We start from the raw sequence: 11,546 nt of genomic DNA on the forward strand, positions 1-11,546 counted from the left end.
GATCGCGGCGGTGCCTGGTCTCGCTGTGAGCCTGGATTGTCGGCTACGACTACGGGCGTGTGGCCGGTTCGTACCGATACCGCCTTCGCGGTGGATGGCAAGCGAAGTCGGGTGCGGGCCAGGAGGGAGCGGGGTAGTGGCGCACGCAGTACACATCGGTCGAGGCGATCGGTTCACCTGAGCGGTGCGGTGAAGCGTGGGGTGCGGACGTTGAGAGTGTCACTGCAGGAATTACTTTCGAGTCGCGGGCGACAGGGCGGCAGGGAATCTGCTGTCGGGGTCCCTGTCGATGATGTGTGCCCGCCGCCGGCGGTACCGAGCCTGGAACTGTGTGCGACACCGTTGGCTCGGCGTATGCGAGTAGACCCAGGTGATACGTCGCGGCGGTATCACACTGCGTCGCACACGTTCCTCGTCGCTGCGGACGCGAGCCCTCGCCATCGCGGGCGCCGCTGCGGCCTACGCGCCCTTCGTGGCGCAGCGTCGGGATCGCCGATCGAAGGCGGACCGGATCCCTTAGGGGAGTTGGCTTTCGATGTCGCGTTCACGGTGGCAGGAGCGGTGCGGTCCGGCGGGACTACGCGGGGGAGGCTCCCGGCGCGGACAACCCCGCTCGCTCCGCCCCCGACCTGGATGCTTGCCGGTTCGGCCGGTTCGGCCGCGCTGCCGTCGCCGACCGGACCCCTGCCCGTGGCGTCGCGCGATTCACCGCCCTCGTCGGCTGGGGAGGTGACTTCGGTACCGGACGTGGAATCGACGACAGAACGGCACGGAGGTGGCGATGGCGGTCGTACTGCTCTGTTGTGCGGTGGCGGTGCTGCTGCTTCCCGCCGCTGGCGGTCGGCGGCGTTTTCGGCGGTTGTTCGATGCGGGCGGGACGCGCGCGATACGGCGGATACCGGTGGTGTTGGTTGCGGGAATCGGCTTGGGGTGCACGGCATTCGCGCTGGGGATCGGGACGGGGCTGGCGGTGCTCATGGTGGGCGTCACCGTCGCGGTGCGGAATCGGCGCGGTCATGGTGAGCGTGTGCGCCGGACGGAGTGCGGCCATCTCCTGGCCGGTCTGGAGGCGGTCGTCGGTGAACTGCGGGTCGGCGCGCATCCGAGCGCTGCCGCCGAAGCCGCGGCCGCGGAGTCCCGTGGGGAATCGGCCCGGGTGCTCGCGATCAGCGCGGGCCGCAGCAGGCTCGGCGGATCCGGGGCCGACGGCTGGCTGCACCCGGAGTCGCCGGTCGCCGAGGAACTGTCGCGGGTCGCCACCGCCTGGCGGGTCGCCGAGGAGCACGGCCTCGCCCTGGCGGAACTGCTGTCCGCCGCCAGGACCGACCTGCTCGGCCGCATCCGCTTCCGCGACCGCACCGAAGCCGCCCTCGCCGGCGCCCGCGCCTCCGCCACGGTCCTCGCCGGCCTACCCCTGGTCGGCATCGGCCTCGGCCAGCTCATGGGCGCCGCACCACTGTCGGTGCTCTTCGGCTCCGCCGCAGGCGAACTGCTCCTGCCACTAGGCGCAGGCTTGGCCTGCTGTGGATTGCTGTGGACAGATGTCATCACCCGCCGAGGAACCGCGTGACACCCCTGGACCCGGGCTCCCCGAACAGCGGGCGTCTTCTAGCTCCGGCGCGCGGGACTTGCCCACACCGACCACTGGTGTGGGTAGGCGAGTTGAGCGCCGCGTCCGCGCTTTCGATCGTCTCCGCCCTCGCGTAATGCGTTGACGGAAGGAGTGTTCGGGCCCTGGGTTGATTCGGGAAACATCGTGGGGAGGACTGCTGTGCACTACATGGAAGGGCCGCCACCGCCTGCCGCGCTGCTGGTGGCCGCGATGGCGGTGGCCTTGCTGCCGGCACGGGTGGCGGTCAGTCGGCGGGTGCGGGCGCTCGGGCCTGCGCCGGCGGAGGTGCCGGAGGCGGGTCGGGGGAAGGCGAAAGCGGATCCGCTGGGGTCGGCGTCGGCGTTCGATCTGCTGGCGGCGTGTCTGCGGGCGGGATTGCCGATGGCCGCGGCCGCGCGGGCCAGTGCGGGGACCGCGCCGCCGGTGCTGCGGGCCGCGCTGCTCCGGGCAGCCGATCTGCTGGCGCTCGGTGCGGATGCGGCGACGGCCTGGGAGCGAGCCGCGGCGGACGCGGTCGGGTCGGCCGGTGCGGACGAGGTGGAATCACTCGCGAGGTTGGCGCGGCGGTCCGCGCGCTCCGGTTCCTCGCTGGCGGCTGCTGTCGGCGAACTGGCGGGCCAGCGGCGCGAGGCGGTGGAGGACGCCGCGGTCGCGCGGGCGGAGCGGGCGGGCGTGCTGATCGGTGGGCCGCTCGGGCTGTGCTTCCTGCCCGCCTTCGTCTGCCTCGGCATTGTTCCCGTCGTGATCGGCCTGGCGGACCGGGTCCTCGGCGACGGCGGCCTGCTGTGACCGGCCTCGCCGAGGCCGGCGAAACGTCACCACGCGGATCGGCCGGGTGGTGTGGAAGGAGAGGGGATCACGATGACGTTCGTACGCGCCGTATATATAGGAGCGCGGGCACGGATCATGCGCCTGCTGATCGACGACGACGGCATGTCCACCGCGGAGTACGCGATCGGCACCATCGCGGCGGCCGCGTTCGGTGCGGTGCTCTACGGGGTGGTGACGGGGGACAGCATCGTCAACGCGTTGACCCAGATCATCGACAAGGCACTCAACACGAATGTGTAAATCGTTGCGGCACAGGTAGTCTCAGTGATGACGCGGGTGCGGTGACGGTCGAGGCCGCCATCGCCCTTGCCGCGCTGGTGTCGGTGGTGGTGCTGTGCGTCGGAGCTCTGCTTGCCGCGTCGACCCAGGTGCGTTGTGTCGACGCGGCCCGCGAGGCGGCGAGGTTGACCGCCCGTGGCGACGCGACGAACGCTGTCGCGGCGGCCCGGACGGTCGCACCGCCCGGGGCGACGGTCGAGATCCGCCACGAGGGTGACCGTGTGGTGGCGGTCGTCGGCGCGGGCACCGCACTCCTTCCCGGTCTGCGATTGCGCGCCGAGGCAGTCGCGGTCACCGAGCCGGGAGTCGGTCGATGACCTGGGCGCGAGCGCGGTGGCTCGCCGGGGAGGCCGGCGGGGCGACGGTGTTCGCGTGCGTGGCGCTCGCCGGGCTGATCGCGCTGACCCTCGTGATCGGTCAGGTGGGCGTGGTGGTGGTCGCCCGGCATCGGGCGCAGGCGGCGGCCGACCTCGGTGCGCTGGGTGCGGCGAGTGTGTTGGCCGAGGGTGCCGAGGCGGCCTGTGCCGAGGCCGCTGAGGTCGGCCGACGGATGGGTGTGCGGGTGGCGCGGTGTGTGGTCGAGCAGTGGGATGTGGTGGTCGTGGTGGAAGCGAATGCGGCATTCGGAGTGTTCGGCGTGCGTATGGTCGCGGCCGCCGCGCGGGCGGGTCCGGTGGATGAGAGTGTGTGACACGGAAGTGTTATCACTGGTCGGTGGTTGTTCCGCACCGAACTAATCCGTAATTCCGTCGAGCGCTATTCCCGGAATTCCATGCACATTCTTTTATGAGGAGAGAACTAAACGAAAATAATGATGTGGCCTACTCGCGGGCGCCCGTCGGCAATGCGTCAGTTAACAGAAGAGTCATCCTTTTTATTCGAGGGCGACCGACCCGGGGCGGCGTCGTCGCTGGTCAACGGAAAAATGGTCGAGCGACCAGCATTCTCGCAGTGGGGTGTAGCGCCGGTCACGTCACCGGCGTGTCGGTATTACGAATCCGCTGTCGTGCCGGGGTGTGCCCGCAACTCGCCCAGGACGGCCACCAGGAGCCGTTCCGCCGCGTCCTTGTCCAGCGGGTTGTTCCCGTTGCCGCACTTGGGTGACTGCACGCACGACGGGCACCCGTCCTGGCAGCCGCAGCTGCGGATGACGCTGAGCGTGGCGGCCAGCCAGGCGTCCAGCTGGGCGAATCCTCGCTCGGCGAAGCCCGCGCCGCCGGGTTGCCCGTCGTAGACGAACACGGTCGGCGCGCCGGTGTCGGGATGCTCGGCGATCGAGACCCCGCCGATGTCCCAGCGGTCGCAGCCGGCGACCAGCGGCAGCATGCCGATCGCGGCGTGCTCGGCGGCGTGGAGTGCCCCGGGGAGCTCGTCGTCGGTGATTCCGGCGGCGGCGAGCAGCGTGGGCGTGACGGTATAGAGGACGGCCTTGGTGTGCAGGGTCTGGGCGGGCAGATCGAGCTCGACCTGGTCGAGTACCTCGCCGGTGACCAGCGTGCGGAGGTAGCCGACGACCTGATGGGTGACCGCGACCTGCGCGGATGCGGTGGTGACGGCACCGAATACGCGCTCTTCGGTCATCGCTTCGATGGTGATCGAGGTGACCTGCCGTGCGCTGGTGGTGAAGCCGGGGTCCACCTCGTTGACGAAGGCGACGCCGCCGTCGAGGTCGAGTTCGTCGACCAGGTAGGTCTCGCCCTGGTGCAGGTGGACGGCGCCGTTGTGCAGGGTGGCGGGCGCCCGGCCCGCGTCGGCGGTGCCGAGCAGACGCCCGGATTCGGCGTCGACGATGGCCACCGGCGTGCCGAGGCCACCGCGCACATCCACCGCGTCGTGTGGATGGGTGTGTGCGGTGACGTGCCAGCGGCCCGGCGCGCCGCGGGGGCCGGGACGATGCCGGATCAAGCCCTCGTCGGCCAGGTCGGCGAGCACGGCGTCGGCTCTGAGCTCGGTCACCTCGGCGTCGGTGAGCGGCAGTTCCATGGCCGCGCACAGCAGTTGGGGCCCGAGGACGTAGGGGTTGTACGGGTCGGTGATGGTGGCCTCGATCGGCCGGGCGAGCAGGGCGTCCGGATGGTGGACGAGGTAGGTGTCGAGCGGATCGTCGGTGGCGACGAGCACGACGAGCGAGCCCTGCAATCGCCTGCCCGCGCGCCCCGCCTGCTGCCAGAACGAGGCGACGGTACCGGGAAAACCCGCGATGACCACGGCGTCCAGACCGGCGATATCGACACCGAGCTCGAGCGCGTTGGTGCTGGCCGCGCCGAGCAGCGTGCCCTCCGACAGCGATCGTTCCAGCTCCCTGCGGTCCTCGGCCAGGTAGCCCGCGCGGTAGGCCGCGACCCGTTCCTGCAGTTCAGGAGCTCGTTCGGCGAGGACACGCCGGGCGTCGAGCGCGATCAGCTCGGCGCCCCGGCGCGAGCGGACGAAGGTGAGCGTCCTGGCGCCCTCGGCCACCAGGCTCGCCATGATCTTGGCGGCCTCGCCGGTCGCGGTCCGGCGCACGGGTGCGCCGTTCTCGCCGGTCACGGCCGTGCTCAAGGGCGGCTCCCAGAGCGCGACGGTCCTGGCACCGTGCGGCGAGGCGTCCTCGGTGACGGCGGTGACCGGCGCCCCGATCAGCCTGCTCGCCGACGCGCCGGGGTCGGCGCTGGTGGCCGAGCACAGGATGAACACCGGGTCGGCACCGTAGAACGCGGCGAGCCGGCGCAGTCTGCGCAGTACAAGGGCGACGTGCGAACCGAACACGCCCCGGTAGGAGTGGCATTCGTCGACCACCACATAGCGAAGATTGCGCAGCACGCGCGCCCAGCGCTGATGCGAACTCAGCATCCCGACGTGCAGCATGTCGGGATTGGTGAAGATCCACCGGGCGTTGGCCCGGACCCACTGCCTGATCTCGGCGGGTGTGTCCCCGTCGTAGCTCGCCGGATGGGCCTCACGCAGGGGATTGTCGTGGATCAGCGCACCGACCGCGCGCAGCTGATCGGCGCCGAGCGCCTTGGTGGGGGACAGGTACAGCGCGGTCGCGCGCGGGTCGTCGTGCAGCGCGGTGAGCACCGGCAGCAGATAGCCGAGAGATTTCCCGGAGGCGGTCCCGGTGCTGACGACGACGTGCTTTCCGGCCGCCGCCAGCTCGGCGGTCCGGGTCTGGTGGTCCCACGGGCGCTCGATCCCGGCCGCATCCAACGCTGTGACCAGCGCGGATGGCACCCAGTCCGGCCAATCGGTGGTGCGCGCGGGCCGGGCGGGCAGCTCGGCGACATGGGTCAGCGGGTCGCCGCCGGACGCCGCCTCGACCAGGACACGATTCAGCAACGATCGCCCGTAGCTCTCGCCGATAGCTGTCGGCTGGACCTCGGTCCGCTCTGCCGGATTCATCCCATAGCCCTCTCGCGCCACGCCGGAAGTGTGAAACGTGTGTGTGCGGCGAGCGCTACCTGCGATTTCGTAACCCAATAGCGACCTGGGTCACAGCAGGTTTGCTGGAAGCTCACCCGGTTATCGTGAAGCAAACAGACTGGAAGTACGGATTCACCCAATCTCTCCCTCACCTGCGCATTCGCAAGATCAAGAATTTTGCAAATTGTCGGTAACTCGACTGTTGAATTGCTCGTGGACATGGTTCACTGGGTCTCGGTCGCAAGCTTCTGTGTTCGAGGGACGGATCGAAAGTCCAAACCATCAGCAGGATCGATGTTGCGAACGCCGTGCTCAGGCTTTCCTTGCAGGGGGACCAACAGTACAGCGGTCGGAACGGACCCGGTGGACGAACCCAGTTGTCCGCCGTTCCGGTAAGAAAGAGAAGGAACAGAATGGCACAGGGAACTGTGAAGTGGTTCAACGCGGAGAAGGGGTTCGGCTTCATCGCGCCCGAGGACGGCTCCGCTGACGTCTTCGTCCACTACTCGGAGATCCAGGGCACGGGCTTCCGTACCCTCGAGGAGAACCAGAAGGTCGAGTTCGAGGTCGGCCAGGGCACCAAGGGCCCGCAGGCCACCGGCGTTCGCGCGCTCTCCTGAGCTGCGAATCGAATCAACGCCCGTCCCCCACCTCCTGCGCGGAGGTGGGGGACGAGCCATTTCAGGGGTAAGGTCGCCCAGAAGTTCTCCAGGCCGAAGAGGCCGGAAACCCGCGGCGCCAGCCGCCGTGGACGCAGCTACCCAAGTGCGCAAGGTATAAACGTCACTGGTGGCGATGTCCGAACGTCGCGCCGTCTGCCCCAGCCGCGCACCGAGCGGACCTCCCGACGCGCGGATATAGAAGGAAGGTGTTCGCCGGTGGCAACACGAGACCGCAGTTCAGCCGACCAGGGGCGTCCCCTGCGTCGTCTCGTGATCGTCGAGTCCCCGACGAAGGCCCGCAAGATCGCGCCTTACCTGGGTCGCAACTACACGGTCGAGGCTTCGGTGGGCCACATCCGTGACTTGCCGCGCGGCGCGGCCGACGTGCCCGCCAAATACAAGGGGCAGTCCTGGGCGCGCCTCGGCGTCGACGTCGATCACGACTTCGAGCCGATCTATGTCGTCAGCCCGGACAAGAAGGCCAAGGTCTCCGAGCTCAAGAGCCTGCTGGCCGACGCCGACGAGCTCTACCTCGCCACCGACCCCGACCGCGAGGGCGAGGCGATCGCCTGGCACCTGCTCGAGACGCTCAAGCCGAAGGTCCCGGTCCGCCGGATGGTCTTCCACGAGATCACCGAGCCGGCCATCCTCGCGGCCGCCGCCGATACCCGCGAACTCGACAACGACCTGGTCGACGCGCAGGAAACCCGCCGCATCCTGGACCGCCTCTACGGCTACGAAGTCAGTCCGGTGCTGTGGAAGAAGGTCATGCCGCGCCTGTCGGCGGGCCGCGTGCAGTCCGTCGCCACCCGCGTCATCGTGCAGCGTGAGCGGGAGCGCATGGCGTTCCGCTCCGCCGAGTACTGGGATATCGCCGCCAAGCTCGACGCGGGCGTCGACGAGAACTCCGATTCGACCAATCCGCGGACCTTCGGCGCGCGGCTGGTCCAGGTCGAGGGCGACCGGGTCGCCTCCGGTCGCGACTTCGGCTCCGATGGTCGGCTCAAGTCGGCCTCCGGCGTGGTCGTGCTGGACGAGGCCTACGCGCGCCGGCTGGCCGAGGCGCTCGACGGGGCCGACCTGGTGGTCTCCTCCGCCGAGGCCAAGCCGTACTCGCGCAAGCCGTACCCGCCGTTCATGACCTCGACGCTGCAGCAGGAAGCGGGGCGCAAGCTGCGCTTCACCTCCGAGCGCACGATGCGGGTGGCGCAGCGGCTGTACGAGAACGGTTACATCACCTACATGCGTACCGACTCGACCACGCTGTCGGAGTCGGCCATCGCCGCCGCGCGGTCGCAGGCCACCCAGCTCTACGGCGCGGAGTACGTCTCGCCGACGCCGCGCCAGTACACCCGCAAGGTCAAGAACGCGCAGGAAGCGCACGAGGCGATCCGCCCCTCCGGCGACACGTTCATGACCCCGGGCCAGCTGGCCTCGAAGGTCGACCAGGACGAGTTCCGGCTCTACGAGCTGATCTGGCAGCGCACCGTCGCCTCGCAGATGGCCGACGCGCGCGGCACCACGCTGACCCTGCGCATCACCGGCACCGCCCGGACCGGCGAGGAGTGCGTGTTCTCCTCCTCGGGTCGCACGATCACCTTCCCCGGCTTCCTCAAGGCTTACGTCGAGAGTGTCGACGAGGAAGCGGGCGGCCAGTCCGACGACGCCGAATCGCGTTTGCCCGCACTGGAAGAGGGCCAGGGCGTCACCGCCGTCGAGCTCACCCCGGACGGGCACAGCACCAATCCGCCCGCGCGCTACACCGAAGCGTCGCTGATCAAGACGCTCGAAGAGCTCGGCATCGGCCGCCCGTCGACGTACTCCTCGATCATCAAGACGATCCTCGATCGCGGCTACGTCTACAAGCGCGGCAGCGCGCTGGTGCCGTCGTGGGTGGCGTTCGCGGTGGTCGGTCTGCTCGAGGCGTACTTCGGACGGCTGGTCGACTTCGACTTCACCGCCGCGATGGAGGACGACCTCGACGCGATCGCCGGTGGCCGCGAACAGCGCGGAAACTGGTTGTCCAGCTTCTACTTCGGTGGCGATCACGGCGCCGAGGGATCGGTGGCGCGCTCGGGCGGCCTGAAGAAGATGGTCGGCGAGCAGCTCGACGACATCGACGCCCGCGAAGTGAACTCGATCAAGATGTTCGTCGACGAGGAGGGCCGCGATGTCGTGGTCCGCGTCGGCCGGTTCGGTCCGTACCTGGAGCGGATGGTCGTCAATCCCGATGACCCGGACGGTGATCCGGTGTCGCAGCGGGCGAACCTGCCCGACGATCTGCCGCCGGACGAGCTGACGCCCGAGGTCGCCGAGAAGCTGTTCTCGACGCCGCAGGAGGGCCGTTCGCTCGGCGTCGACCCGGTGTCGGGGCACGAGATCGTCGCCAAGGAGGGCCGTTTCGGCCCGTATGTCACCGAGATCCTGCCCGAGCCCCCCGCGCCCGACCCGGCCGCGACCCCGGCGAAGAAGACCACCAAGAAGGCGGCCGAGGTCAAGCCGCGCACCGGCTCGCTGTTCAAGTCGATGGATCTGGCGACGATCACCCTCGACGACGCGCTCAAGCTGCTCTCGCTGCCCCGCGTGGTCGGCAACGACCCGGCCTCGGGCGAGGAGATCACCGCGCAGAACGGCCGGTACGGGCCCTACCTGAAGAAGGGCACCGATTCGCGGTCGCTGGCGACCGAGGACCAGCTGTTCTCCGTCACCCTCGACGAGGCGCTGAAGCTCTACGCCGAGCCGAAGCGGCGCGGTCGGCAGGCGGCGAGCGCGGCCCCGCTGCGCGAACTGGGCAACGACTCGGCGACGAACAAGCCGATGGTGATCAAGGACGGCCGGTTCGGCCCGTATGTCACCGACGGCGAGACCAACGCCAGCCTGCGCAAGGGCGACGAGGTCGAGTCGATCACCGACGAGCGCGCGTCCGAGCTGCTCGCCGATCGCCGGGCCCGCGGTCCGGTGAAGAAGGCGGCGAAGAAGACCACCGCGAAGAAGGCGGCCAAGAAGGCGCCGGCGAAGAAGACGGCGGCCAAGTCGACCGCGACGAAGACGGCGACGAAGACGGTCGCCAAGAAGACCGCGGCGAAGAAGACCGCAGCCAAGAAGGCACCGGCGAAGAAGGCGGCGGCGAAAACCGCTGGTACCGAAGCGGACTGACACCGAGCGGCGCGGGGCGGCACGCACCCGGCGGAGGCTGGTCGATTCGCTGCCGCCCGGTGCGCGTCGGCCGTACAGCCGCTTGCCCTCTGTCCGGCTGTGATTGCGGTGTGTGCGGCGCCAGAGGCTCACGGCTGGCGAAGATGCGGTGGCGCGGCCGGCAGTCCTGGTGCCGAATCCGCGTGTCCGGCTGCGGGCGGTCCGGCCGTTCGGATCGGTGTCGGACCGCGCGGCTAGGGTGTAGCGCGTGGCAGGTGTCTTCGATCGACTGGTCGGCCAGGACGTGGTCGAGGCCGAGCTGACGGCTGCCGCGACGGCGGCCCGCGCGGGCGTCGTGACCGGGGCGATGACGCATTCGTGGCTGTTCACGGGTCCGCCCGGATCCGGTCGGTCGGTCGCGGCGCTGTGCTTCGCCGCCGCGCTGCAATGCACCGACCCCGACACCGTCGGATGTGGTCGATGCCACGCGTGCACGACCACGATGGCCGGTACGCATGGTGACGTGCGGCGCGTCGTCCCCGAGGGGCTGAGCATCAGCACCAAGGAGATGCGCGAGATCGTGCAGGTCGCGTCCCGGCGGCCGAGCACCGGACGCTGGCAGGTCGTGGTGGTCGAGGACGCGGATCGCCTCACCGAGGCGGCGGGCAATGTGCTGCTGAAGGTCGTCGAGGAGCCGCCGGACCGGACCGTGTTCCTGCTCTGCGCGCCGTCGGTCGATCCCGAGGACATCTCCGTCACCCTGCGCTCGCGGTGCAGGCACGTGCACCTGGTGACGCCGTCGGTCCCCGCCATCGCCCAGGTCCTGCGCGAGCGGGATCAGCTCGACGGCAAGACCGCCGACTGGGCGGCCGCGGTGAGCGGTGGGCACGTCGGCCGGGCGCGTCGGCTCGCCACCGACGAGGACGCGCGCAAGCGACGTCAGCGGGCACTGGCCCTGGTCGGCGCCACCGAACGGCCGGGCGCGGCCTACGCCGCCGCCGACGAGCTGGTGAAATCGGCCGACGACGAAGCCAAGCAGATGAGCGCCGAACGCGACGACCGCGAACGCGACGAACTCGCCACCGCCCTCGGCGCGGGCGGCACCGGCAAGGGCGCGGCCTCGGCGACCCGCGGCTCGGCGGGCGTGCTCAAGGAACTCGAGCGCCGCCAGAAGTCCCGCGCCACCCGCACCGGCCGCGACGCCCTCGACCGCGCCCTCATCGACGTCGCCGGGATGTACCGCGACGCCCTCGCCATGCGCTTCGCCGGCCGCGGTGTCCCCATCACCCTCACCCACCCCGACATGGCCGACGAGATCACCGACCTCGCCACCAACGTCCGCCCCGAGGGCCTGCTCCGCAGCATCGACGCCGTCCTGGCATGCCGGGAAGCCCTCGACCTCAACGTGAAACCCCGTTTCGCCGTCGCCGCCATGGTCGCCACCCTGATCGCCGCCCGCTCCACCTGACCACCCGTTTTCGCGTTCCGGCCGTTCCCGCGATAGACTCGCGTCGCCTGACGGCACGCCGCCTTAGCTCAGTCGGTAGAGCGCTTCACTCGTAATGAAAAGGTCGGGGGTTCGATTCCCCCAGGCGGCTCCACAGTCACAGGCCCTTTCCTGGGAA

At 69.8% G+C, this 11,546-nt stretch carries 9 protein-coding genes and 1 tRNA gene; 9 read left to right on the forward strand and 1 reads right to left on the reverse strand.

Annotated features, from left to right (window positions below):
- The first annotated feature begins 781 nt into the window (after positions 1-781).
- From AB0L91_RS13720 to AB0L91_RS13740, 5 genes are all read left to right on the forward strand, one after another.
- Positions 782-1,570, forward strand: a complete 789-nt coding sequence (locus AB0L91_RS13720; protein WP_365009858.1) for a type II secretion system F family protein — start codon at positions 782-784, stop codon at positions 1,568-1,570.
- 210 nt (positions 1,571-1,780) lie between these two features.
- Positions 1,781-2,401, forward strand: a complete 621-nt coding sequence (locus AB0L91_RS13725; RefSeq protein WP_365011296.1) for a type II secretion system F family protein — start codon at positions 1,781-1,783, stop codon at positions 2,399-2,401.
- Between the two features lie 72 nt (positions 2,402-2,473).
- Complete coding sequence (locus AB0L91_RS13730) at positions 2,474-2,683, forward strand: DUF4244 domain-containing protein (protein WP_365009859.1); 210 nt, start codon at positions 2,474-2,476, stop codon at positions 2,681-2,683.
- A gap of 41 nt (positions 2,684-2,724) precedes the next feature.
- A complete protein-coding gene (locus AB0L91_RS13735) occupies positions 2,725-3,039 on the forward strand; it encodes a TadE family type IV pilus minor pilin (protein ID WP_357346032.1) in 315 nt (104 codons plus the stop codon).
- Positions 3,036-3,413, forward strand: coding sequence for an Rv3654c family TadE-like protein (locus AB0L91_RS13740; RefSeq protein ID WP_365009861.1), 378 nt, complete (start codon positions 3,036-3,038; stop codon positions 3,411-3,413). The genes AB0L91_RS13735 and AB0L91_RS13740 overlap by 4 nt, the downstream gene beginning before the upstream one ends.
- Before the next feature lie 299 nt (positions 3,414-3,712).
- On the opposite strand, the gene AB0L91_RS13745 is transcribed toward AB0L91_RS13740, so the two are convergent.
- Positions 3,713-6,103, reverse strand: coding sequence for a DEAD/DEAH box helicase (locus AB0L91_RS13745; RefSeq protein WP_365009863.1), 2,391 nt, complete (start codon positions 6,101-6,103; stop codon positions 3,713-3,715).
- Between the two features lie 434 nt (positions 6,104-6,537).
- Here AB0L91_RS13745 and AB0L91_RS13750 point away from each other — a divergent pair, with 434 nt between their 5' ends.
- From AB0L91_RS13750 to AB0L91_RS13765, 4 genes are all read left to right on the forward strand, one after another.
- Positions 6,538-6,744, forward strand: coding sequence for a cold-shock protein (locus tag AB0L91_RS13750; protein WP_019044597.1), 207 nt, complete (start codon positions 6,538-6,540; stop codon positions 6,742-6,744).
- Between the two features lie 312 nt (positions 6,745-7,056).
- Positions 7,057-9,942, forward strand: a complete 2,886-nt coding sequence (gene topA, locus AB0L91_RS13755) for a type I DNA topoisomerase (protein WP_357346606.1) — start codon at positions 7,057-7,059, stop codon at positions 9,940-9,942.
- 247 nt (positions 9,943-10,189) lie between these two features.
- Entirely contained in the window at positions 10,190-11,389 is a 1,200-nt protein-coding gene (locus AB0L91_RS13760; RefSeq protein WP_357346038.1) for a DNA polymerase III subunit delta', read from the forward strand.
- Between the two features lie 57 nt (positions 11,390-11,446).
- A tRNA-Thr gene (locus tag AB0L91_RS13765) sits at positions 11,447-11,522 on the forward strand.
- Positions 11,523-11,546 lie beyond the last annotated feature (24 nt).

Source organism: Nocardia sp. NPDC051833, assembly GCF_040681225.1.
Lineage (GTDB): Bacteria > Actinomycetota > Actinomycetes > Mycobacteriales > Mycobacteriaceae > Nocardia.

Coding starts and splice junctions, on each gene's coding strand:
- AB0L91_RS13745 (WP_365009863.1), bottom strand. CDS start 6,103: ATGAATCCGGCAGAGCGGACCGAGGTCCAGCCGACAGCTATCGGCGAG.
- AB0L91_RS13725 (WP_365011296.1), top strand. CDS start 1,781: ATGGAAGGGCCGCCACCGCCTGCCGCGCTGCTGGTGGCCGCGATGGCG.
- AB0L91_RS13730 (WP_365009859.1), top strand. CDS start 2,474: ATGACGTTCGTACGCGCCGTATATATAGGAGCGCGGGCACGGATCATG.
- AB0L91_RS13750 (WP_019044597.1), top strand. CDS start 6,538: ATGGCACAGGGAACTGTGAAGTGGTTCAACGCGGAGAAGGGGTTCGGC.
- AB0L91_RS13720 (WP_365009858.1), top strand. CDS start 782: ATGGCGGTCGTACTGCTCTGTTGTGCGGTGGCGGTGCTGCTGCTTCCC.
- AB0L91_RS13740 (WP_365009861.1), top strand. CDS start 3,036: ATGACCTGGGCGCGAGCGCGGTGGCTCGCCGGGGAGGCCGGCGGGGCG.